Source organism: Actinomycetospora aeridis (assembly GCF_037400275.1).
GTDB lineage: Bacteria > Actinomycetota > Actinomycetes > Mycobacteriales > Pseudonocardiaceae > Actinomycetospora > Actinomycetospora aeridis.
In genome coordinates this window covers 708757-731059 of sequence record NZ_JBBEGL010000004.1, presented here as the reverse complement: position 1 = coordinate 731059, position 22303 = coordinate 708757, and the positions used below count along the sequence as shown (strand labels likewise).

Annotated in this window: 20 protein-coding genes; 19 read left to right on the top strand and 1 reads right to left on the bottom strand. The window is 74.1% G+C overall.

Annotated elements, in window-relative coordinates; translation table 11 throughout:
- Positions 1 to 753, bottom strand: a 753-nt coding sequence (locus WCD41_RS18105; RefSeq protein WP_337714855.1) for a DUF222 domain-containing protein, incomplete at its 3' end; no start/stop codon positions are given.
- A 347-nt stretch (positions 754 to 1100) separates the two neighbouring features.
- Here WCD41_RS18105 and menD point away from each other — a divergent pair.
- The 19 genes from menD to nuoI all read left to right on the top strand — a co-directional run bounded on the left by menD (position 1101) and on the right by nuoI (position 22295).
- Entirely contained in the window at positions 1101 to 2828 is a 1728-nt protein-coding gene (gene menD / locus WCD41_RS18100; protein ID WP_337714853.1) for a 2-succinyl-5-enolpyruvyl-6-hydroxy-3-cyclohexene-1-carboxylic-acid synthase, read from the top strand.
- Between the two features lie 149 nt (positions 2829 to 2977).
- Positions 2978 to 5830 (top strand): Na+/H+ antiporter subunit A, encoded by a 2853-nt coding sequence (locus WCD41_RS18095; protein ID WP_337714851.1) that lies wholly within the window; start codon positions 2978 to 2980, stop codon positions 5828 to 5830.
- Entirely contained in the window at positions 5827 to 6318 is a 492-nt protein-coding gene (locus WCD41_RS18090; protein WP_337714849.1) for a Na(+)/H(+) antiporter subunit C, read from the top strand. The genes WCD41_RS18095 and WCD41_RS18090 overlap by 4 nt, the downstream gene beginning before the upstream one ends.
- Positions 6315 to 8150 carry a Na+/H+ antiporter subunit D gene (locus WCD41_RS18085; RefSeq protein WP_337714847.1) on the top strand — a complete coding sequence of 612 codons (1836 nt, stop codon included), beginning with the start codon at positions 6315 to 6317 and terminating at the stop codon, positions 8148 to 8150. Before WCD41_RS18090 ends, WCD41_RS18085 begins: the two co-directional genes overlap by 4 nt.
- Entirely contained in the window at positions 8147 to 8725 is a 579-nt protein-coding gene (locus WCD41_RS18080; protein WP_337714846.1) for a Na+/H+ antiporter subunit E, read from the top strand. Before WCD41_RS18085 ends, WCD41_RS18080 begins: the two co-directional genes overlap by 4 nt.
- Positions 8722 to 9006 carry a monovalent cation/H+ antiporter complex subunit F gene (locus WCD41_RS18075; RefSeq protein ID WP_337714844.1) on the top strand — a complete coding sequence of 95 codons (285 nt, stop codon included), beginning with the start codon at positions 8722 to 8724 and terminating at the stop codon, positions 9004 to 9006. The genes WCD41_RS18080 and WCD41_RS18075 overlap by 4 nt, the downstream gene beginning before the upstream one ends.
- The gene (mnhG, locus tag WCD41_RS18070; protein ID WP_337714842.1) at positions 9003 to 9446 is read left to right on the top strand and encodes a monovalent cation/H(+) antiporter subunit G; all 444 of its coding nucleotides are present in this window, start codon (positions 9003 to 9005) and stop codon (positions 9444 to 9446) included. The genes WCD41_RS18075 and mnhG overlap by 4 nt, the downstream gene beginning before the upstream one ends.
- A 23-nt stretch (positions 9447 to 9469) precedes the next feature.
- On the top strand, positions 9470 to 10063 hold the full coding sequence (locus WCD41_RS18065; protein ID WP_337714840.1) for a DUF3592 domain-containing protein: 594 nt from the start codon (positions 9470 to 9472) through the stop codon (positions 10061 to 10063).
- Positions 10060 to 10773, top strand: a complete 714-nt coding sequence (locus WCD41_RS18060) for a demethylmenaquinone methyltransferase (RefSeq protein ID WP_337714838.1) — start codon at positions 10060 to 10062, stop codon at positions 10771 to 10773. Before WCD41_RS18065 ends, WCD41_RS18060 begins: the two co-directional genes overlap by 4 nt.
- Before the next feature lie 145 nt (positions 10774 to 10918).
- Positions 10919 to 12277 carry a geranylgeranyl reductase family protein gene (locus WCD41_RS18055; protein ID WP_337714836.1) on the top strand — a complete coding sequence of 453 codons (1359 nt, stop codon included), beginning with the start codon at positions 10919 to 10921 and terminating at the stop codon, positions 12275 to 12277.
- A gap of 157 nt (positions 12278 to 12434) precedes the next feature.
- Positions 12435 to 12800 (top strand): NADH-quinone oxidoreductase subunit A, encoded by a 366-nt coding sequence (locus tag WCD41_RS18050; protein ID WP_337714833.1) that lies wholly within the window; start codon positions 12435 to 12437, stop codon positions 12798 to 12800.
- A 12-nt stretch (positions 12801 to 12812) separates the two neighbouring features.
- Entirely contained in the window at positions 12813 to 13409 is a 597-nt protein-coding gene (locus WCD41_RS18045) for a NuoB/complex I 20 kDa subunit family protein (protein ID WP_133830028.1), read from the top strand.
- The gene (locus tag WCD41_RS18040) at positions 13399 to 14199 is read left to right on the top strand and encodes an NADH-quinone oxidoreductase subunit C (RefSeq protein ID WP_337714829.1); all 801 of its coding nucleotides are present in this window, start codon (positions 13399 to 13401) and stop codon (positions 14197 to 14199) included. Before WCD41_RS18045 ends, WCD41_RS18040 begins: the two co-directional genes overlap by 11 nt.
- A 13-nt stretch (positions 14200 to 14212) precedes the next feature.
- The gene (locus WCD41_RS18035) at positions 14213 to 15535 is read left to right on the top strand and encodes an NADH-quinone oxidoreductase subunit D (protein WP_337714827.1); all 1323 of its coding nucleotides are present in this window, start codon (positions 14213 to 14215) and stop codon (positions 15533 to 15535) included.
- On the top strand, positions 15532 to 16329 hold the full coding sequence (nuoE, locus tag WCD41_RS18030) for an NADH-quinone oxidoreductase subunit NuoE (protein WP_337714825.1): 798 nt from the start codon (positions 15532 to 15534) through the stop codon (positions 16327 to 16329). The genes WCD41_RS18035 and nuoE overlap by 4 nt, the downstream gene beginning before the upstream one ends.
- Positions 16326 to 17663, top strand: a complete 1338-nt coding sequence (gene nuoF / locus WCD41_RS18025) for an NADH-quinone oxidoreductase subunit NuoF (RefSeq protein ID WP_337714823.1) — start codon at positions 16326 to 16328, stop codon at positions 17661 to 17663. Before nuoE ends, nuoF begins: the two co-directional genes overlap by 4 nt.
- A complete protein-coding gene (locus WCD41_RS18020; RefSeq protein WP_337714821.1) occupies positions 17660 to 20392 on the top strand; it encodes an NADH-quinone oxidoreductase subunit G in 2733 nt (910 codons plus the stop codon). Before nuoF ends, WCD41_RS18020 begins: the two co-directional genes overlap by 4 nt.
- Complete coding sequence (gene nuoH, locus WCD41_RS18015) at positions 20389 to 21696, top strand: NADH-quinone oxidoreductase subunit NuoH (RefSeq protein WP_337714819.1); 1308 nt, start codon at positions 20389 to 20391, stop codon at positions 21694 to 21696. The genes WCD41_RS18020 and nuoH overlap by 4 nt, the downstream gene beginning before the upstream one ends.
- Positions 21696 to 22295, top strand: a complete 600-nt coding sequence (nuoI, locus tag WCD41_RS18010; RefSeq protein WP_337714817.1) for an NADH-quinone oxidoreductase subunit NuoI — start codon at positions 21696 to 21698, stop codon at positions 22293 to 22295. The genes nuoH and nuoI overlap by 1 nt, the downstream gene beginning before the upstream one ends.
- Positions 22296 to 22303 lie beyond the last annotated feature (8 nt).

Sequence of the window (22303 nt, the reverse complement as noted above, 5' to 3'; positions counted from 1 at the left end):
GGTGCCGTCGAACAACGCCATGTACACCTGCGCCCGCAACGTCTCGATCTTGATGCGCACCCCGCGGCGGCGCAGCGCCGCCGCGATCGAGTCCATCCGCGCCATTCCGACCACACTGCGATCCATCGGCAGGTCGTAGCCGCACACGTTCGCGGTGCCCGACGGGTTGCTCGAGGCCAGCACCCGCGCCCGTTTCTCGGCGTTGCGTTCCCGCCGCGCCGCCCATTCCGGGTCCAACGCGACCGCGATCTGCTGGATCCGTTCGATCAACGCCCCCACCGGCAGCCCGGGCGCCTCGGGCAGCACCTCGGTGCACACCCGGTGCGCCACATCATCGGCCAGGTCCCGGGTCCAGTCCGACACGACGCGGGCCTTGGTGTCGTCCAGCGCGCCGGAACGCATCGCGGCGTGCACCTCGGGCAGCCGGACCAGCACGTCGTCGGCCAGGTCCAGCCAGCGTGCGGCCATCGCCCGCGACCAGCCCAGCGCGGCGGCGGCCTCGTCGCCGGAGAACTCGTCGAGCAGCGACCGGCGCCCTTTCTGCCCGGCCACCGCCCGGCCCGCCTCGTGCAGCGCGGTCAGGAACCGCGCCGAGGCCTGGTTGCGGGCCCGAAAACAGGCGTGCGCGTACCCGACCACCTCGGCGCCGGCCAACGTCGTGGGATCGAGCGCACCGAGCACCCGGTGCACCCCCGGCGCACCGCGGACCCCGAACGGCACCGCGGTGCCGGTCGCGGGGTCGTCGATGCTCACGGAACAGACGCTAGACCCGACCCCCGACAACCGGTGTGGATCAAGAACCCAGGTCAGAGCACAGAACGAGCGCCCGGCGGACTCCCCGGCGTGTCGCGGCGATCGAGCCGGTGGCGATCCTGACGTCCAACGTCAGCGTGGCCGCCAGGCTGGAACACCCCGTGCCACGCCGACCCGCCGGACACAGCACGGCGCGTCGCGCCGGCGAGGATGTGGCGAGCCTGGCGTCCCACGCCAGGAAAGCCGCATCGCTTGCACGGGGGCACGGGGAGTGCGGAGCCGATCAGGGGCCGGGATCACCCCGGCCGGGCGGGTGCGTCCGCCCCGACGCCCCTACCGTGGAGTGTGTGTTCCCCTCGACCGCGCAGGCCCACGTCGTCGTCGACGAGTGGGTGCGGGCCGGGGTGACCGACGCGGTCGCGTGCCCCGGTTCCCGCAACGCCCCGCTGCTCGTCGCCCTCGACGCCGCCGACCGTGACGGTCGCCTGCGCCTGCACGTCCGCGTCGACGAGCGCGGCGCGGGCTTCCTCGCCGTCGGCCTCGGGTCGGTGACGGGGCGGGTCGTGCCGGTGGTGGTGACCTCCGGGACGGCCGTCGCGAACCTGCACCCGGCGGTCCTCGAGGCCTCCCGCGCCGGGGTCGGCATGCTCGTCGTGAGCGCCGACCGGCCCGTCGAGCTCGTCGACAGCGGCGCCAACCAGACCATCGACCAGGCCGGCCTGTTCGGTGAGGCCGCCCGCGCCTCGATCGTCATGCCGCTCGCCGAGGACCGCGCCGGCGCCGCCCGCACCTGGCGGGCCGTGGTGGCCCGGGCCCTCGACCGCGCGGCCGGCACGAGCGGCGGCGACCCGGGACCGGTGCAGCTCAACGTCCCGCTGCGCGAGCCGCTGCTCGACCCCGCCGACGACGCCCCCGGCGAGCCCGACCCCGCGCTGGCCGGGCGCCCCGACGCGGCGCCGTGGACGCGCACGGTCGCGGCCCCGCCGACGTCCACGCTCGCCCCCCTGCCGCTGCGCGCCGGCGCCCGCACGCTCGTCGTCGCCGGCTACGGCGGCGCGGCCGTGCCCGCCGGCACCCGCCTGCCCGAGGGTGTGCCGGTGCTCGCCGAGCCCACCTCGCCCCTGTGGTCGGACCCCCTCGGCGGCCGCGCCCTGCACGCCGGCACCTGGGTGCTCCCGGCCGCGCTCGACGGCCTGCGCGACGACCTGCGCCCCGAGCAGGTCGTCGTCCTGGGCCGCCCCACGCTGCACCGCTCCGTCTCGCGGCTGCTCGCCGACCCGGGGATCGAGGTGCTGGCGGTGCCCGCCGTCGCCCCGACCGGCGGGCGTCCGCGCCCGGGCTGGACCGACGTCGCGGGGGCCGTCTCCGCGGTCGGCGCGCTGCCGGACCCCGACGACTGGAAGCCGGACCTCACCTTCGCGCGCGCCTGGGCCGAGGCCTCCGACCGCGCCGCGGCCGTGATCGGGCAGGACCCCGGCAAGGACGGTCCCGCGCTCGCCGCGGCCACCGTCGCCGCGCTCCCGGCCGGCGCCCATCTCGTCGTCGGCTCCTCCGCCCCGATCCGCGACGTCGCCCTCGCCGCCACGCCGCGTGCCGACGTCAGGGTCCACTCGGCCCGCGGCGTCTCCGGCATCGACGGCGCCGTCTCGCTGGCCGTCGGCGTCTCGCTCGGGCACCCCGGCCCGACCTACGCGCTGCTGGGCGACCTGACGTTCCTCCACGACACCAACGGCCTGCTCGTCGGGCCCGAGGAGCCGCGCGGCGAGCTCACGATCGTGGTCGCCAACGACGACGGCGGCGGCATCTTCACCACGCTCGAGCAGGGCGCCCCGCGCTACGCCGCGGCGTTCGAGCGCGTGTTCGGCACCCCGCACGGCACCGACATCGCCTCGCTCTGCGCCGCCCACCACGTGCTCCACCGCCGCGCCACCCCCGCCGACCTGCCGGATGCGCTCGCGCCCACGGGCCGGCCGGGCACCCGGGTGGTCGAGGTGGAGATCGACCGCGGCACCCGGCGCGCGGCGGGCGAGCTCACCGCGGCGGCCGTCCGCGAGGCCCTCAGCAGCGGCGAGTGACCACCCGGCCGTGAGCCCCGGGTGAACCCGAGGAGTGACCCTGTCGTCTCCGCACGCCGTCACCACGGGCCATCAGGAAGGATGGCGCCGCCTCGGGGCGACGGGGACACACCGACGGAGACACATCGACGGAGGGGAGCGCGGCAGGCGTGCTGGTGCTGGTGGTGGCGCACGCTGTGGCGGCGCTGGCCGCGCCCGCGCTGGTCCGGGCCCTCGGACGCCGCGCGTTCGGCGTCCTCGCCCTCGTGCCCGCCGCGGCCTTCGTCTGGATCCTCACCCAGCTCCCCGACGTCGTCGCCGGGACGCCGCGCGAGGAGGTCGTCCCCTGGATCCCGGCCCTCGGGATCGACATCGCCCTGCGCCTCGACCCGCTCGCCGCGACGGTCTCGCTGCTCGTCACCGGCGTGGGCGCGCTCGTGCTCCTGTACTGCACGCGGTACTTCGCGGCCGGTGCCCGCGGGCTCGGGCGCTTCGCCGGGGTGCTCACCGCATTCGCCGGCGCGATGCTCGCGCTCGTCTGGTCGGACGACGTGTTCGTGCTCTACGTCTGCTGGGAGCTCACGACTGTCTTCTCGTTCCTGCTCGTCGGCCAGGACGCGCAGAAGCGGGCGAGCCGCGCGGCGGCGGTGCAGGCGCTGGTCGTCACCGCGGCGGGCGGGCTGACGATGCTCGTCGGGCTGGTGATCCTCGCCGACGCGGCTGGGACGACCCGGCTCTCCGACCTCGTCGCGTTCTTCGCCGGTCCGGCCGCCACGCCCGCGGCGGTCACCGCCGGGGTCGTCTGCGTGCTCGTCGGCGCGACCACGAAGTCGGCGCTCGTGCCGTTCCACTTCTGGCTGCCCTCGGCGATGGCGGCCCCCACGCCGGTCAGCGCGTACCTGCACGCCGCGGCGATGGTGAAGGCCGGCGTCTACCTCGTGCTGCGCCTCGCCCCGGGGCTCGCCGACGTCGAGCCGTGGCGTCCGCTGGTGGCCGCGCTGGCGGTCACGACGATGCTGCTGGGCGGGCTCCAGGCGCTGCGCCAGCACGACCTCAAGCTGGTGCTCGCCCACGGCACGGTGTCGCAGCTCGGGTTCATGATCCTGCTCGCGGGTGCGGGCACCCGGGACGCGGCGCTGGCGGCGCTCGGGCTGGTCGTGGCCCACGCGATGTTCAAGGCCTGCCTGTTCCTCGTCGTCGGCGTGATCGACCGCCGCGCCGGCACCCGGGACCTGCGCGAGCTGTCCGGCCTCGGGCGCCGTGCGCCCGTGCTCGCGACGGCCGGGATCCTCGGCGCCGCCTCGATGGCGGGCCTGCCCCCGCTGCTGGGGTTCGTCACGAAGGAGGCCGCCTTCGAGGCGTTCCTCCACGACGCCTACGGCCCCGCGGCGGTGCCGCTGCTCGTGCTCGTCGTGCTCGGCTCGGTGCTCACCGTCGCCTACAGCACGCGGTTCGTCTGGGGCGCGTTCTGGCGCAAGCCGGGCGTGGAGGAGGTGCGCTGGCAGCCGCCGGGCGCGCTGTTCCCGACCGCGCCCGTGGTGCTCGGCGTCGGCGGGCTCGTCGCCGGCGTCGGGGTCACGGGCCTCGCGCCCCTGCTGGAGCCGTACGCCGACACGCTGCCGGTGAGCTATCCCGCGCTGCTCGAGCTGGCGGTCGTCCCCTCGGTCGGGATCGCGCTGGGTCTCTCGGTGCTCGCGGTCGTCCTCGGCTTCGCCCTCGGTGTGCCGGCGGTCAGCGCGCGCGCCACCGCACGCCACCCCCTCGCCCCGGTGCGCGCCGAGATCACCTGGCGCGGGGTCGTGCACGCCCTGGAGAACACCTCGCTGCGGGTCACGGCGCTCACCCAGCGCGGCTCGCTGTCGTGGGTCCTCTCGACGATCTTCGCGGTGCTCGTGATCGGCCCGGGGCTCGTGCTCCTGGTCGGCCCCGAGCTCGGCGAGGTCCGGATCGACCGGCTCGCGGACTCGCCGTTCCAGGTGCTCGCGGCCGCGATCGGCGCGGCGTGCGCGATCGTCGCGACCCGGGTGCGGCGCCGGCTCGGCGCGGTGCTCGTGGTCGGCGGGCTCGGGTACGCGACGGCGCTGATCTTCGCCCTGGCCGGCGCACCCGACGTCGCGCTCACCCAGGCCCTCGTCGAGACGGCGACCCTCGTGGTCGTCGTCCTCGTGCTGCGCACGCTGCCGCGGGACATCGCCGACCGGCACACCCCGCGCCAGCGGGGTCGGCGCCTGCTCATCGCCGTCCCGGTGGGGCTGCTCATGACCGGGCTCGGCGCGGTCGCGCTGGCCGCCCGCAACGCCCCCGCGGTCTCCGCGGCCTACCCCAGTCAGGCCTACGGCTTCGGGGCCGGCGCGAACGTCGTCAACGTGACCCTGGTCGACATCCGCGCCTGGGACACGATGGGCGAGCTCTCGGTCATCGTCGCCGCCGCCACCGGGGTCGCGAGCCTGGTGTTCCTGCACCGCCGCTCGGGCTCGCCGCCGCGGGCCGAGGCGCAGCCCGTCGTCACCCCGAGCACCCGCGCCGGCGGGTGGCTGCGCGCGGCCCGCCGCGGCGACCAGGACCGCGTGCTGCTCCTCGAGGTGATCACCCGGCTCGTCTTCCCGACGATGATGGTCGTCTCCGTGTACTTCCTGTTCGCCGGCCACAACGCCCCCGGCGGCGGCTTCGCGGGCGGGCTCGTCGCGGGCCTCGCGCTGGTCGTGCGCTACGTCGCGGGCGGGCGCTACGAGCTCGGCGAGGCGGTGCCCGTGGACGCCGGCCTGCTGCTCGGGCTCGGGCTGCTGTGCGCGGGCGGGACCGGTGTCGGCGCCCTGCTGCTCGGCGGCGAGGTCCTGCAGACCGCCGTGCTCGAGGCCGACGTCCCGATCCTCGGGAACGTCAAGTTCGTGACCTCGCTGATCTTCGACGTCGGCGTCTACCTCGTCGTCGTCGGGCTCGTGCTCGACGTCCTGCGCAGCCTCGGCGCCGAGCTCGACCGGCGCCGTCTCGCCACCGTCTCCCGGCAGGAGGTGCCGTCGTGACCTCGCCGATCGTCCTGCTCGCCCTCATCGGCGTCCTCTACACCGTCGGGGTGTACCTGATCCTCGAGCGCAGCCTGACCCGCGTGCTGCTCGGCATCCTCGTGCTCGGCAACGCCACCAACGTCCTCGTCGTCGTGGCCGGCGGCCGCGCGGGTGCCCCGCCCCTGGTCGGCGGCGCACCGGAGGCCGAGATGAGCGACGCCCTCGTCCAGGCGCTGGTGCTCACCGCCATCGTCATCACCCTCGGCGTGACCGCGTTCCTGCTCGCGCTGATCCACCGCACCTGGACCCTCGAGCGCGAGGACCACCTCACCGAGGACGTCGAGGACCGCTCGGTGCGCCGCCGCCTCGAGATCGGCGAGCAGGAGGACGAGGAGGAGCTCGACACGACGGGCTGCGAGAACACGTCGGACACCGACGAGGACGACGAGGACGACGAGGACACCGACGAGGAGTCCGCGCTCGAGCCGGCGGGGGAGGCGCGGTGAACCCCGGGTCCAGCCTGCTCGCCACGCTCATCCCGCTGCCCGTGCTGCTGCCGCTGCTCGGGGCGGGGGCGACCCTCGTGCTCTCGCGGCGCCCGACGCTCCAGCGCGCGCTGAGCGTCGCCGTGCTCGCCGTCGTGGTGGTGATCGCGGCGCTGCTGCTGGTCGCGGCCGTGCAGAGCGGCCCGATCGTCGTGACGGTCGGGTCGTGGCCGGTGCCGCTGGGGATCACGCTCGTGGTCGACCCGCTCTCGGCGCTGATGCTGCTGACGTCGATGACGGTGACGCTCGCGGTGCTCGTCTACGCGATCGGGCAGGGCGTCTATGACCGCGACGAGGCGACCCCGATCACGATCTTCCACCCGACCTACCTGGTGCTGGCCGCGGGCGTCGCCAACGCCTTCCTGTCCGGGGACCTGTTCAACCTCTACGTGGGGTTCGAGGTCCTGCTCATGGCGAGCTACGTGCTGCTGACCCTGGGCGGGAGCCGCTCGCGGGTGCGCGCCGGCGTCACGTACGTCGTCGTCAACGTCGTCTCGTCGCTGGTCTTCCTCGTCGGCATCGCGCTGGTCTACGCCGCGGCCGGCACGCTGAACCTGGCCCAGATCTCGATCCGCATGGAGTCGGTGCCCCCGGGCACGGCGCTCGCGATCCACCTCGTGCTGCTCACCGCGTTCGGCATCAAGGCGGCGGTGTTCCCGCTCTCGGCGTGGCTGCCCGACAGCTACCCGACGGCCGCCGCGCCCGTGACCGCGGTGTTCGCCGGCCTGCTCACCAAGGTCGGCGTCTACTCGATCATCCGGACCGAGACGCTGATCTTCCCGGGCTCGGAGGTCACGCACACGATCCTGCTCGTGGCCGCCGGTTTCACCATGCTCGTCGGGGCGCTGGGAGCGATCGCGCAGGCCGACATCAAGCGCGTCCTGTCGTTCACGCTGGTCAGCCACATCGGCTACATGATCTTCGGGATCGCGCTCGCGACACCGCTCGGCGTGGCCGGCGCGGTGTTCTACGTCGTGCACCACATCACCGTGCAGGCCACGCTGTTCTGCGTCGTCGGGCTCATCGAGGGCGTGGGCGGGTCGACGTCGGTGAGCCGCCTCGGCGGCCTGATGCGCGCGTCCCCGGTGCTCGCCGTGCTGTGGTTCGTGCCCGCGATCAACCTGGGCGGCATCCCGCCGCTGTCGGGGTTCGTGGGCAAGCTCGGTCTCGTCCAGGCTGGTGTCGTCGACGGCTCCGCGCTCGCGTGGGTCCTCGTCGTCGTGTCGGTGCTGACGAGCCTGCTCACGCTCTACGCGGTCACCAAGGTGTGGGTGCTCGCGTTCTGGCGCCCGGCCGACCAGATCCCGGTGCCCGACGCCGCGGACGACGGCGCCGATCCGTCGCAGGAGGAGTCGCCCCTCGACCCGGACGAGGAGGACGACCGCGCGCCCGCCGCGTCCACGGCCGCCTCGACCGGGGGTCTCCCAGGTGCTCCCGCGCCCCGGGCCGGGGTGCTCACCGGCGTGCGTCCCGGGACCGCCCGCACCATCGCGCAGAAGGACGGCAACACCGGCGCCGAGGTCGACTGGCCCGTCGCGCGCATGGCCCCGGCGGACGGCACGCCGGTGCTGACGGGCCGGCTGCTCGGCTCGCCCGGCGACCGCGTGTCGCGCCGGCTGCCGAAGGTCATGGCGGGCGCCACCGGAGCGCTCGTGGCGCTCGGGCTCTCGCTGACGGTCCTCGCGGGACCGCTCTACACCGTCGCCGACCAGGCCGCCGACGACCTCGTCGCCCGCACCCCCTACATCCAGGCCGTGTTCGCCCAGACCGTCGACGACCGGGTGGCGCGATGAGCGAGCAGGCCCCGCCGACCCCGCCGGACACCACCGGCCTGCTGCGCCGCGCGGTCCCCGTCGGCTGGCTGGTGCTGGTGTGGGTGCTGCTGTGGGGCACGTTCTCCTGGGCCAACGTGCTCGGCGGGCTCGCGGTCGCGATCGTCGTGCTGGCCGTGTTCCCGCTGCCGCCCGCCCCCGGCCGCGGGTGGCTGCGCCCCCTGCCGGCGCTGCGGGCCCTCGCCCGGTTCGTCGGCGACCTCGTCGTGTCGAGCCTGCAGGTGGCGTGGCAGTCGCTGGAGGCGCTGCGCCCGGGCCACCCGATCCGCAGCTCGGTGGTCGCGGTGCGGCTCGCGTCGTCGTCGGAGTTCGTCATGGCGATGGTGGTCGAGATGCTCTCGCTGGTGCCGGGCAGCGTCGTCATCGAGGCCCGGCCCGAGGAGCGCACGATCTACGCCCACGTGCTCGGCGCCGACGACGCCGACGCGGTCGCCGCGTTCCGGCGCCAGGTCGAGCGCCTCGAGGCCGACATCGTGGCGGGGCTGGGGCGGCCCGCCGCCCCGGTCGCCGCGCCGAGCGCCGAGGAGGTCCCGTGACCGGCCTGCCCGCCCTGCTCGACGGCGTCCTCGTCGTCTCCCTCGTCCTGCTCGGGCTCTCGGCGATCCTCGTCGTCGTGCGTCTGCTGCGCGGCCCCACCGGGCTCGACCGGCTCGTCGCCCTCGACGTCCTCGTCGCCGAGTTCCTGTGCGGGCTGGTGGTCTACGCGGCGCTGACCGGCAACTCCGCGCTCGTGCCGGTGGTGGTGGCGATCAGCCTGGTCGGCTTCCTCGGGTCGACCACCGTCGCGCGGTTCGTGCGCCGGGGGACCGACCGGTGAGCGCGGGCAGCGAGGACGGCCTCGCGGCGACGCTCGACGCCGTCGGCACGGTCGCGATCGTCCTCGGGGTCCTGCTGACCCTCGTCGCGTCGGTCGGGCTGCTGTCGCTGCCCGACGTGCTCAGCCGCATGCACGCCGCCACGAAGCCGCAGACGGTGGGCCTGGTGCTGGTCGTCATCGGGGGTGCGCTGCACCTGCGCACCAGCGTCGACGTGTGGATGCTCGTGCTCGTCGGGGCGTTCCAGCTCGTCACCGCGCCGGTCACCGCCCACGTCGTCGGGCGGCTCGCGCACCGGGGCGACGGGGTGCGCCGCGACCTGCTCCACGTCGACGAGTTGCGGGACAGCGCCGACGACGTCGACCCCGGCCCGGACGACCCCGAACCCGACACCACCGCCCACCCGAGCGACGTCCCGGGCGGGCGGCAGGAGGGGTCGTGAGGCGCCTCCCTAGAATCGGCGCGGTGACCTGGTTGCGCGAGCTCGCCGCGCGGGCCCGCGCGCGGATCGGCCCGTTCCTCACCGACGCCCTGGCCCTGGTGCGGCCGGCCGGCCGCCGGGCGCCCGAGATCGTGGTGGTCGTCGGTGTCGTCGTGAGCGTCCTGCTCGGCCTCGTGCTCGTCGGCGCCGCCCGCAACGACGCCGCCATCGACGCCGCGTCCGGCAGCGCCGTCGCCGAGGTGCTCGAGGGCGGCAACCGCCCGCACGTCTACGTCCGCTTCACCACGGTCGAGGGCGCGGTGCTCACCCCGGAGAAGGGCGTGTTCTACCCGCGCGGCCTGGAGCCGGGCCAGCTCGTCGAGGTCGAGTACGACCGCACCGACCCCGAGCTCGTCCGCGTCGCCGGCCGCACCTGGACCGAGGGCCTCATGCCGGTGCTGCTCGGGCTCGTCGTGCTGTGGGGCGTCGTGGGGCCGTCGGCGTGGGCGCTGGCCCGCGCCCGGCGTCGTCGTCGCGAGACCGCCGAGGCCGCCGCGCGGTGGCGCCACGAGCAGGCCGTCGCGACCGACGAGCAGGACGACGAGGAACCGGAGATGGCCGGGTCGGCCCCCCGATGAGCCCCCGGGGGACCCGCGCCGAGCTCGACCGCGACCCGAGCGCCGTGGCGCGCATGTTCGACGGCGTCGCGGCGCGCTACGACCTCACCAACACGGTGCTGTCGTTCGCCCAGGACGTCCGCTGGCGCCGCGCGACCCGCGCCGCCCTCGCGGTCGGGCCCGGCGACACCGTGCTCGACGTCGCCGCGGGGACCGGGGTGTCGACGGTCGAGCTCGCCCGCACCGGCGCGCGCTGCCTGGCCACCGACTTCTCGCTCGGCATGCTGCGCACCGGGCGCTCCCGCCCCGCGACGGCCGGCCTGCCGTTCGTCGCCGCGGACGCGCTGCACCTGCCGGTGCCCGACGCCTCCGTCGACGCCGTCGTGATCTCGTTCGGCCTGCGCAACACCGTCGACCCCGACGCCGCGCTCGCCGAGTTCGCCCGCGTCACCCGCCCCGGCGGCACGCTCGCGGTCTGCGAGTTCTCGAGGCCGACCTGGGGGCCCTTCCGCCGGGTCTACACCGACTACCTCATGCGCGCGCTGCCCCGCGTGGCGACGGCGGTCAGCTCCAACCCCGACGCGTACGTCTACCTCGCCGAGTCGATCCGCGCCTGGCCCGATCAGGTGGCCCTCGCTGCGCGCATCGCGGACGCGGGCTGGCGCTCGGTGGCCTGGCGCGACCTCTCCGGCGGCATCGTCGCCCTCCACACCGCCACCCGGCCCTCCTGAGCGACCGGCACCACGAGCGGCCGCACCGCCGCCCTTGACCGCTGGTCACCGCATCCAAACCACCCTCGGCGGGCGATCTCGCCACGCGATCCCTACACTCCGGTGTGCCGAGCTAGTGAACGGATTCACAAGGAGCACTGTCGCCGTGTCCGCCACCACCGGAGCGCGCCGCAGCCCCGACAGCGACGCCGACGTCGTGGTCGTGGGTGCCGGGCCCGCGGGCTCCACGGTCGCGACGTACCTGGCGCGCGCCGGGCTCGACGTCCTCGTGCTCGAGAAGGCCGTGTTCCCGCGCGAGAAGGTCTGCGGCGACGGCGTCACCCCGCGCGGGGTCAAGCAGCTCGTCGACCTCGGCGTCGACACCCGCGAGGAGGCCGGCTGGCGCCACCAGCGCGGCCTGCGCGTGGTGGGCGGCGGCGCCAGCGTCGAGCTCGACTGGCCCGAGCTCGCCCACTACCCCGCCTACGGCCTCGTCCGCCCGCGGCGCGACTTCGACCAGATGCTCGCCGACCACGCCCGCGCGGCCGGTGCCCGCGTCGAGGAGCAGGTCTCGGTCACCGGCACCACGCGCGACGAGCGCACCGGCCGGGTCACCGGCGTCGAGGCCCGGCGGGGCCCCGAGCGCACGCCCACGACGTACCGGGCCCCGCTGGTCGTCGCCTGCGACGGCGTCGGTGCCCGCACCGCCCTGAGCCTCGGTATCGCCAAGCGCGACGACCGCCCGCTCGGCGTCGCCGTCCGCCGCTACTACACGAGCCCCCGCCACGACGACGACTACCTCGAGACCCACCTCGGCCTCTACGACGGCCCGGGCGTCGGCCCCGACCTCCACGGCGGCTACGGCTGGATCTTCGGGATGGGCGACGGCACGGCCAACGTCGGCCTCGGCGTGCTCGCGACCCGGCAGAGCGACAAGCGCGACTACCGCGCCATGCTGCGCTCCTGGCTCGACACCCTGCCCGGCGAGTGGGGCCTGACCGAGGACAACGCCACCGGCCCGATCGGCGGCGCCGCACTCCCGATGGGCCTGAGCCGCACGCCGATCTACCGCGACGGGCTCGTGCTCGTCGGCGACGCCGGCGGGATGGTCAACCCGTTCAGCGGCGAGGGCATCGCGTACGCCCTGCAGTCCGCGGCGCTCGCCGCCGAGTGCGTCGTCCAGGCGACGGCACGCCCGCAGGGGTCCGCCCGCGAGCGTGCCCTCGGCGCCTACCCGTCGGCCGTCCGCCACGAGCTCGGCCGCTACTACCGCGTCGGCAACCGGGCCGCGGGCGCCCTGGGGCGGCCGCGGTTCATGCACCACGCCCTGCGCCTCGGGCTGCCGCGGCGCCGGGTGATGGGCGCGGCGCTCAAGCTGTTCGCCGGGCTGTCCGACGGGCGGGACGGGGACGCGGCCGACCGCGTCCTCGAGCTGGCCCTCCGGATGGTCCCTCCCCTGAGCGACACCCCCGCCGGGACGCCGAGCCGGAAGGGGGTCCCCACCGCGGCCGGACGAGCCGCCTGAGCAGTCCGGGTTAGGGCGCCCTGATCACGGGACGGGAGCACCGTCCTCATTAGGGTCGGCCTCCGCCCGACGAGCGTGATCCGCCACACGGCCCCCGTCGTGGGCCCCACCACCACCGCACTCCCGACGGGCACCGCCGGGGAGGGAAGGAGCGACGATGCTGGACCTCTACGTCCCGCTCATCGTCATGTTCGCGCTCGCGGCGGCGTTCGGGCTGTTCTCCGTCACGGCCGCGCCGTTCATCGGGCCGCGCCGGTACAACCGCGCGAAGCTCGACTCCTACGAGTGCGGCATCGAGCCGTCGCCGCAGCCGATCGCCGGCGGCGGCCGCATCCCGGTGGCCTACTACCTCACCGCGATGCTGTTCATCCTGTTCGACATCGAGATGGTCTTCCTCTACCCGTTCGCGGTGAACATCGACGCGCTCGGGTTGTTCGGCCTCGTCGAGATCGTGCTGTTCGTGGCCACCGTCGCCTTCGCCTACGCCTACGTGTGGCGGCGCGGCGGGCTGGACTGGAGCTAGGCGGTAACTGTCATGGGACTGGAAGAGAAGCTCCCGAACGGGATCGTGCTGGCCAGCGTCGAGAGCCTGGTCAACTGGACCCGCAAGGCATCGCTGTGGCCCGCCACCTTCGGGCTGGCCTGCTGCGCGATCGAGATGATGACCTCGGGCGCACCGCGCTACGACCTCGGCCGCTTCGGCATGGAGGTGTTCCGCCCGAGCCCCCGCCAGGCCGACCTGATGATCGTCGCGGGCCGCGTCACCAACAAGATGGCCCCGGTTCTGCGCCAGATCTACGACCAGATGGCCGAGCCCCGCTGGGTGCTCGCCATGGGCGTCTGCGCGTCGTCGGGCGGGATGTTCAACAACTACGCCGTCGTGCAGGGCGTCGACCACGTCGTGCCCGTCGACATGTACCTCCCGGGCTGCCCGCCGCGGCCGGAGATGCTCATCGACGCGATCCTCAAGCTCCACCAGAAGATCCAGAACGAGCCGCTCGGCCCGGTGCGCGCCGAGCTCGCCGCGGAGCGCCGGGCGCAGGGCGAGAAGCTCGAGCTGCTGCCCTCCTCGGAGGTCTACGGCAAGAAGGACCGCAAGACGGGGGAGGCGAAGGCCGAGCATGTCTGGTGACGAGAACAAGCCGAAGCCGCCGGGAACCGGGGCGGGCGGGGCCAGCGGCCCGACCGGCGCCTCGAACCCCGGCTCGGCCGGCACCGCCTTCGGCCCGCAGGAGATCGCCCGTCGTGACGTGAGCGGTTCCGCCGCCGGCCGGGCCCGCGAGGGCATGTTCGGCATCCAGGGCTCCGGCGACACCTCGGGCTTCGGTGGCCTGCGCCTGCCCGGCTACGCGCCGGCGCCGGCCGAGCGGCCCTACGGCGGCTGGTTCGACGAGGTCGTCGACGAGACCACCGCGGCGCTCGCCGACGACGGTGGAGCGGACTTCGACACCTGCGTGCACCAGGTGACCGTCGACCGCGGCGAGATGACCTGGTACGTCGCCCGCGAGCAGCTGGTGCGCCTGGCCCGCACCCTGCGCGACGACCCCGCGCTGCGCTTCGAGTTCTGCTCGGGGGTCTCCGGCGTCGACTACGGCGAGGGCGTGCCGCAGCAGCTGCACGTCGTCACCCACCTGCTGTCGATGACCTACCGGCGGCGGCTGCGCCTCGAGATCGCCCTCGAGCTCGACGACGCGCGCTGCCCGTCGCTGGTCGACGTCTACCCGACGGCCGACTGGCACGAGCGCGAGACCTGGGACATGTTCGGCGTGGTCTTCGAGGGCCACCCGAGCCTGACCCGGATCCTCATGCCGGACGACTGGAACGGCCACCCGCAGCTCAAGAGCTACCCGCTCGGCGGCATCCCCGTGGAGTACCACGACGCGGAGATCCCGCCGCCCGACCAGCGGAGGGCATACACGTGAGGATCCTGGCAACGTGACCACCACGGACGACCCCTATGCCGCCTCCAGTCGCGAGACCACCGAGGGCACCGTCTACACGGTCACCGGTGGCGACTGGGACGAGATGGTCGACCAGACCGCGGGCGACGAGCGCATCGTCATCAACATGGGTCCGCAGCACCCGTCGACCCACGGCGTGCTGCGCCTCGTGCTCGAGCTCTCCGGCGAGACCGTCACCGACGCCCGCCTGGTCATCGGCTACCTGCACACCGGCATCGAGAAGAACTGCGAGTTCCGCACCTGGACCCAGGGCGTCACCTTCGTGACGCGCGCGGACTACCTCTCGCCGCTGTTCAACGAGACCGCCTACTGCCTCTCGGTCGAGCGCCTGCTCGGCGTCGAGGTGCCCGACCGCGCCGCCACCATCCGCGTCCTCCTCATGGAGATCAACCGGATCGGCTCGCACCTCGTCGCCCTCGCCACGGGCGGCATGGAGCTCGGCGCGCTCACCGGCATGACCAACGGCTTCCGCGAGCGCGAGGAGGTCCTGCACCTGCTCGAGTTCCTCACGGGCCTGCGGATGAACCACGCGTTCGTCCGGCCCGGCGGGGTCGTGCAGGACCTGCCCGAGGGCTACGAGGAGCGCATCCGCTCCTTCGTGACGGTCATGCGCGAGCGGCTGCCCGGCTTCCACAAGCTGCTCACCGGCAACAAGATCTGGCGCCAGCGCCTCGAGGGCGTCGGCTACCTGCCGCTCGACGGCTGCCTCGCGCTCGGCGTCACCGGACCGATCCTGCGGTCCGCCGGTCTGGCGTGGGACCTGCGCCAGGTCGAGCCGTACCTGGGCTACGAGCACTACGACTTCGAGGTCCCCACCGACACCGCCGGCGACAGCTTCGCCCGCTACCTGCTGCGGGTCGAGGAGATGAGCCAGTCGCTGCGGATCATCGAGCAGGCCCTCGAGCGCCTCGAGCCGGGTCCGGTCATGGTCGAGGACGCGAAGATCGCCTGGCCGGCGCGTCTGTCGATCGGCGCGGACGGCATGGGCAACTCGCTCGAGCACGTCCGCCGGATCATGGGCCAGTCGATGGAGTCCCTGATCCACCACTTCAAGCTGGTCACGGAGGGCTTCAAGGTCCCGCCGGGGCAGGCGTGCGTGCCGATCGAGTCGCCGCGCGGCGAGCTGTCGGCGCACCTGGTCTCCGACGGCGGCACCCGCCCGCTGCGGGTCCACCTGCGCGACCCCAGCTTCGTCAACCTGCAGGCGGCGCCGGCGATGTCCGAGGGCGGGATGGTCTCCGACGTCATCGCCGCGCTGGCCAGCCTCGATCCCGTGATGGGGGGTTGTGACCGATGAGCCGCACGTTGGGTCCGGAGGCGCCGGCGACGCCGCCGTCGGAGCCGGAGCACGCGATCGACGAGGCGGGCGGCACGACCGCGCAGCACGCCGGGCTCGCCGCCGTCGACACGACGGTCTTCGACGGGGTGCGTGACCGCGCGGCCGCCGTCATCGCCCGCTACCCGGAGCCGCGCTCGGCGCTGCTGCCGCTGCTGCACCTCGTCCAGCACGTCGAGGGCCACGTCTCCCGCGCCGGCATCGCGTTCTGCGCGGAGGCCCTGCAGATCACGACGGCCGAGGTCTCCGCGGTCGCGACCTTCTACACGATGTACAAGCGCGAGCCGGTCGGCCGTCACCTCGTCAGCGTCTGCACCAACACGCTGTGCGCGGCGCTGGGCGGCGACGACATCTACGCGGCGGTGCGCGAACGCCTCGGCGGCATCGGTCACGAGCAGACGAGCGCCGACGGGGCCATGACGATCGAGCACGCCGAGTGCCTCGCCGCGTGCGACCTCGCGCCCGTGCTGACCGTCGACTACGAGTTCTTCGACAAGCAGACCGTCGACTCGGCGCTCGAGATCATCGACGCGCTGGCCCGCGGCGAGAAGCCGCAGCCGACGCGCGGGGCGCCGCTCACCGAGTTCCGCGCGGTCGAGCTGCTGCTCGCGGGGTTCTTCGACGACCCGGCCGTCGGCGGTCTCGACGCCGTCGCCGGCCCGTCCGCGGCCGAGGAGAGCCTGCGCGGCGCCCGGCTCGCCGAGGAGCGCGGCTGGACCGCACCACCCGTGCCCGACCAGGGGGACGACTCATGACCACGCCCGATCCGCTCACCCCGGTCCTCACCAAGCGCTGGCTGGGGCCGGAGTCGTGGACGCTGCGCCACTACACCGAGCTCGGTGGTTACGACGCCCTGCGCACCGCGCTGGCGACCCCGCCGGACGACCTGATCGCGCTGGTCAAGGACTCCGGCCTGCGCGGCCGCGGCGGCGCCGGATTCCCGACGGGCATGAAGTGGAGCTTCATCCCGCAGGCGAAGCCCGGCGAAGAGCCCACCGGCCCCGCGGCGAAGCCCAAGTACCTCGTCATCAACGCCGACGAGGGCGAGCCCGGGACCTGCAAGGACGTCCCGCTGATGATGGCCGACCCGCACTCGCTCATCGAGGGCTGCATCATCACGAGCTGGGCGATCCGCGCGCACTTCTGCGCCATCTACGTCCGCGGCGAGGTCGTGCACGTGCTGCGGCGCCTGCACGCCGCCGTGCGCGAGGCCTACGACGCGGGCCACCTCGGCAAGGACATCCACGGCACGGGCTTCGACCTCGACATCGTGGTGCACGCCGGCGCCGGGGCGTACATCTGCGGCGAGGAGACCGCGCTGCTCGACTCGCTCGAGGGCCGGCGCGGCCAGCCGCGCCTCAAGCCGCCGTTCCCGGCGACCGCGGGCCTCTACGCCGCGCCGACCGTCGTCAACAACGTCGAGACGATCGCGACCGTCCCGTCGATCGTCGCGGGCGGCAAGGACTGGTTCCGGACGATGGGCCGCGAGCGCTCGCCCGGACCGAAGATCTACTCGCTGTCCGGGCACGTCGAGCGCCCCGGTCAGTACGAGGCCCCGCTCGGGACGACGCTGCGCCAGCTCCTCGAGCTCGCCGGCGGCATGAAGGACGGCATCCCGCTGAAGTTCTGGACGCCGGGCGGCTCGTCGACGCCGTTGCTGACCGACGAGCACCTCGACGTCCCGCTGGACTTCGAGGGCGCCACCGAGGCCGGCTCGATGCTCGGCACCACCGCGCTCATGATCTTCAACGAGACCGTGTCGGTGCCGTGGGCGGTCATGAAGTGGACCGAGTTCTACGAGCACGAGTCGTGCGGCAAGTGCACGCCGTGCCGTGAAGGCTGCTACTGGCTGGCCGGCATCCTGCGCCGGATGGTCGACGGCGAGGGCACCGAGGCCGACATCGACACCCTGCTCGACGTCTGCGACAACGTCCTGGGCCGCTCCTTCTGCGCGCTCGGCGACGGTGCGGTCTCGCCGATCACCAGCGGCATCAAGTACTTCCGGCAGGAGTTCGTCGACCTCTGCACCGCCCAGCGGACGCACCCCGAGGTCGAGCGCATCGCCGAGCTGAGCGGAGCCAGCGCGTGACTGCGGCATCGGAGAGGGCCCCGGAGAAGGTCTCGGAGCGCGACGACCTCCCGCCCGTGCCCGAGGGGTACGTGCGGCTGACCATCGACGACCGGATCGTCGACGCCCCGCAGGGCGAGCTGCTGATCCGCATGTGCGAGCGGCTCGGCATCGTCGTCCCGCGCTTCTGCGACCACCCCCTGCTCGACCCCGCCGGCGCCTGCCGCCAGTGCCTGGTCGAGGTGGAGATGGGCGGGCGCAAGATGCCCAAGCCGCAGGCCAGCTGCACCATGACCGTCGCGACGGACATGGTCGTCAACACCCAGATGACGTCGCCGGTCGCCGACAAGGCGCAGCAGGGCGTCATGGAGCTGCTGCTCATCAACCACCCGCTCGACTGCCCGATCTGCGACAAGGGCGGCGAGTGCCCCCTGCAGAACCAGGCGATGTCGTCGGGGCGGGCGGAGTCGCGCTTCGTCGAGGAGAAGCGGACGTTCGCCAAGCCGCTGCCGATCTCCGACGAGGTGCTGCTCGACCGCGAGCGCTGCGTGCTCTGCCAGCGCTGCACCCGGTTCTCGCGCCAGATCGCCGGTGACCAGTTCATCGAGCTGCTCGAGCGCGGCGCCCACCAGCAGATCGGCACCGAGGAGACCGCCTTCGGCGAGGGCGAGGACTTCCAGTCCTACTTCTCCGGCAACACCATCCAGATCTGCCCGGTCGGCGCGCTGACCTCGGCGTCGTACCGCTTCCGCTCGCGGCCGTTCGACCTCGTGTCGACGCCGGGCGTCTCCGAGCACGACGCGTCGGGTGCGGCGATCCGCCGGGACTGGCGGCGCGGTGGCGTCACCCGCGTCCTCGCCGGCGACGACCCCGAGGTCAACGAGGAGTGGATCGACGACAAGACCCGCTTCGCGTTCCGCTACACCCAGGCCGCCGACCGCGTCCTGCGCCCGATGGTGCGCGGCGACGACGGCGAGCTGACGGAGACGTCGTGGACCGAGGCGGTCGAGCGCGCGGCGCAGCTGCTGGTCGCGGCCCGGGACGGGGAGGGCCCCGAGGACGACGAGGGGCACCGCAAGCAGGGGGTCGGCGTGCTGCCCGGCGGGCGCCTGACCGTCGAGGACGGCTACGCGTACGCCAAGTTCGCCCGCCTCGCGCTGCGCACCAACGACGTCGACGCCCGGGCGCGTGCCGCGTCCGACGAGGAGCTCGGCTTCCTCGGCGGGCGCGTCGCGGGCACCGGCCCCGACCACGTCTCCTTCGACGCGCTCGAGGAGGCGCCGGCGGTCCTGCTGGTGGCCCTCGAGCCCGAGGAGGAGGCGCCGATCGTCTTCCTACGGCTGCGCAAGGCCGCGCGGACCGGCACGGCGGTGCACCACCTCTCGCAGTGGTCGACGCCCGCGGTGGTCAAGACCGGCGGACGCCTGGTCCGCTGCGCCCCCGGTGGCGAGGTGGCCGCGCTCGGCACGCTGCCCGACGCGGTCGCCGACGGGCTCGCGACGCCCGGCGCGGTCGTGCTCGTGGGCGAGCGTGCCGCCGAGGTCCCGGGGCTCTACGACGCCGTCGCCGACCTCGGCGCCCGGACCGGCGCGCGCGTCGCCTGGGTGCCGCGACGCGCGGGCGAGCGCGGGGCGCTCGACGCCGGCGCGCTGCCCACCGTCCTGCCCGGCGGCGCGCCCGTCGGCGACGCCGGGGCCCGGGCCGAGCTCGCGTCCCGGTGGGGGGTCACCGAGCTGCCGTCCGACGCGGGCCGCGACCTCGGCGAGATCCTCCGGGCCGCGGCCGACGGGGAGCTCGCCGGGCTGGTGGTGGGCGGCGTCGCCGTCGACGACCTGCCCGACCCGGACCTCGCCCGCCGGGCGCTCGACACCGCCGACGTCGTCGTGTCCCTCGAGCAGCGCCGCAGCGAGGTCACCGACCGCGCCGACGTGGTGCTGCCGGTGGCCCCGGTGATCAACAAGGCGGGGACCTTCCGCAACTGGGAGGGCCGCGACCGCCGCTTCGCCACCACGATCGACCCGTCCGGCGGCTCCGCGGGCCGGGTGGGCGGCACGGCGGCGACGACCCTGCCCGACTGCCGGGTGCTCGACACCCTCGCCGTCGAGATGGACGTCGACCTCTTCACCCAGACCCCCGAGGCGGCCCGCGCGGAGTTCGCCCGCGTCGCCGAGGCCCTCGCCGGCCACCGGGTCACCGGCCCGGGGGGAACGAACGCGCTGTTCGCTGCTTCTAGGCGCGCAAACTCCGCGGTCGCTCCCGAGGAGCGGGCGGCGGACGGAGCAGCGGAGGCCGCCGAGGAGGTGACCGACGTCGAGATCGTGGACGTCGAGGTCGCCGAGGTGGTCGACGGCGAGCTGGTCGAGGTGGCCGAGGTCGTGGAGGTCGTCGAGACGCACCACCCCGCCCTGCGCCTCGCCACCTGGCGCCAGCTGCTCGACGGCGGCGCGCTCCTGGCCGGTGAGCCGGAGCTCGCGGGCACGGCCCGGCCGCCGAAGATCCGCCTCTCGGCGCTCACGGCGCGGCGGCTCGGGTTCGCCGAGGACGACCCCGCCGAGCTCGAGGGCCCGCGCGGGTCGCTGATCCTGCCGGTGGAGATCGCCGACCTCCCCGACGACGTGGTGTGGGCCCCGGCGCGGGTGCCCCACGGTGTCGACGGTCCGGTCGTCACCCTCGCCGGTCTCGGCCTCGCGCACGGCGGGACCGTCCGCCTGACCGGCGGCAGCCGGTCCACCGAGGGGAGCTCCTCGTGAATCCGCCCCCGCCGGGGTACACGCAGACGCTGATCGCGGACGACCCGTTCTGGCTCACGCTGATCAAGGTCCTCGTGATCTTCGTGCTGCTCATGCTGATCACGCTGTTCATGATCTGGTTCGAGCGCCGGGTCGTGGGCCGCATGCAGCAGCGGCCCGGCCCGAACTGGAACGGCCCGTTCGGCCTGCTCCAGTCGCTGGCCGACGGGCTCAAGCTCGCGTTCAAGGAGGACATCCGCCCGGTCCTCGCGGACAAGGCGGTCTTCTTCATCGCGCCGGTGCTCTCGGTGGTGCCGGCCTTCGTCGCCTGGTCGGTGATCCCGCTCGGGCCCGAGGTGTCGATCTTCGGCGAGCAGACCGCGCTCCAGCTCACCGACCTGCCGGTCGGCGTGCTGGTGGTGCTCGCCTGCTCGTCGATCGGCGTCTACGGCATCGTGCTCGCCGGCTGGGCGTCCGGGTCGCCCTACCCGCTGCTCGGCAGCCTCCGCAGTGCCGCCCAGGTGATCTCGTACGAGCTCGCGCTCGGCCTGTCGATCATCGCGGTCGTCCTCTACGCCGGCTCGCTCTCGACCGCCGACATCGTCGCCTCGCAGTCGACCGGCTGGTACGTCTGGCTGCTCCCGGTCAGCTTCGTGATCTTCGCGGTGTCGATGGTCGGCGAGACCAACCGCGCGCCGTTCGACCTCCCCGAGGCCGAGTCCGAGCTGGTCGGCGGCTTCCACACCGAGTACTCGTCGCTGAAGTTCGCCCTGTTCTTCCTCGCCGAGTACGTCAACATGGTCACCCTCTCGGCGGTGGCCACGACGCTGTTCCTCGGCGGCTGGATGGCGCCGTGGCCGCTGTCGCTGATCCCGGGCGTGAACGAGGGCTGGTGGCCCCTGCTCTGGTTCTTCGGCAAGACGCTGGCGTTCCTGTTCGTCTACGTCTGGCTGCGCGGCACGCTGCCCCGCCAGCGCTACGACCAGTTCATGCGCCTCGGCTGGAAGCTGCTGATCCCGGTCAGCCTGGTCTGGCTGATGCTCGTCGCGACGCTGCGCGTGCTGCGCAGCGAGCTCTCGACCGGCCAGATCCTCGTGATCGGCGGCATCGCCCTGGTGGTGCTCGTCGGCGCGGCCCTGCTGATCCCCGACCAGGCGCCGGAGGACGAGGACAAGGAGCCCGCGGTGATCACCGACTACCCCGTCCCTCCGCTCGACCTCACGGTGCCGGAGACGCCGAAGCGCCGGCGCCGCGCGGTGCCCGCCGGCCGGGAGAAGGACCCCGAGACCGTCGGTGCCGGCACCGGTGCGGAAGGAGACCGCTGATGGGCATGTTCGACGGGATCGCCGGCTTCGGCGTCACCTTCTCGACGATGTTCCGCAAGGTCGTCACCGAGGACTACCCCCGGGTGAAGAAGGTGACCGCCCCGCGCTACCACGGGCGGCACCAGCTCAACCGCCACCCGGACGGCCTCGAGAAGTGCGTCGGCTGCGAGCTGTGCGCCTGGGCCTGCCCGGCCGACGCGATCTACGTCGAGGGCGGCGACAACACCGACGAGGCGCGCTTCTCGCCCGGGGAGCGCTACGGCGCGATCTACCAGATCAACTACCTGCGCTGCATCGGCTGCGGCCTGTGCATCGAGGCGTGCCCGACCCGCTCGCTGACGATGACCAACGAGTACGAGCTAGCCGACGACGACCGCCAGGACCTGATCTACGACAAGGACCGCCTGCTCGCCCCGCTGCTGCCGGGCATGGAGCAGCCGCCCCACCCGATGCGGCTCGGCGAGAACGAGCAGGACTACTACGTGCAGGGTCCGGAGATGGCACGTCGCCCCGACGTCCAGGACCAGGTCCGCGAGGAGATCCCCATGGTGTCGGGCGCCGCGACGCCCGACGCGGTGCCCACCCAGGAGGCCCGGTGAACGCCCTG

Excerpts from the sequence above, each read along its gene's own strand:
- WCD41_RS18045 (WP_133830028.1), top strand. The coding sequence starts at position 12,813 with ATGGGACTGGAAGAGAAGCTCCCGAACGGGATCGTGCTGGCCAGCGTC.
- WCD41_RS18050 (WP_337714833.1), top strand. The coding sequence starts at position 12,435 with ATGCTGGACCTCTACGTCCCGCTCATCGTCATGTTCGCGCTCGCGGCG.
- WCD41_RS18080 (WP_337714846.1), top strand. The coding sequence starts at position 8,147 with ATGAGCGAGCAGGCCCCGCCGACCCCGCCGGACACCACCGGCCTGCTG.
- WCD41_RS18060 (WP_337714838.1), top strand. The coding sequence starts at position 10,060 with ATGAGCCCCCGGGGGACCCGCGCCGAGCTCGACCGCGACCCGAGCGCC.
- nuoE (WP_337714825.1), top strand. The coding sequence starts at position 15,532 with ATGAGCCGCACGTTGGGTCCGGAGGCGCCGGCGACGCCGCCGTCGGAG.
- nuoF (WP_337714823.1), top strand. The coding sequence starts at position 16,326 with ATGACCACGCCCGATCCGCTCACCCCGGTCCTCACCAAGCGCTGGCTG.
- WCD41_RS18040 (WP_337714829.1), top strand. The coding sequence starts at position 13,399 with ATGTCTGGTGACGAGAACAAGCCGAAGCCGCCGGGAACCGGGGCGGGC.
- nuoI (WP_337714817.1), top strand. The coding sequence starts at position 21,696 with ATGGGCATGTTCGACGGGATCGCCGGCTTCGGCGTCACCTTCTCGACG.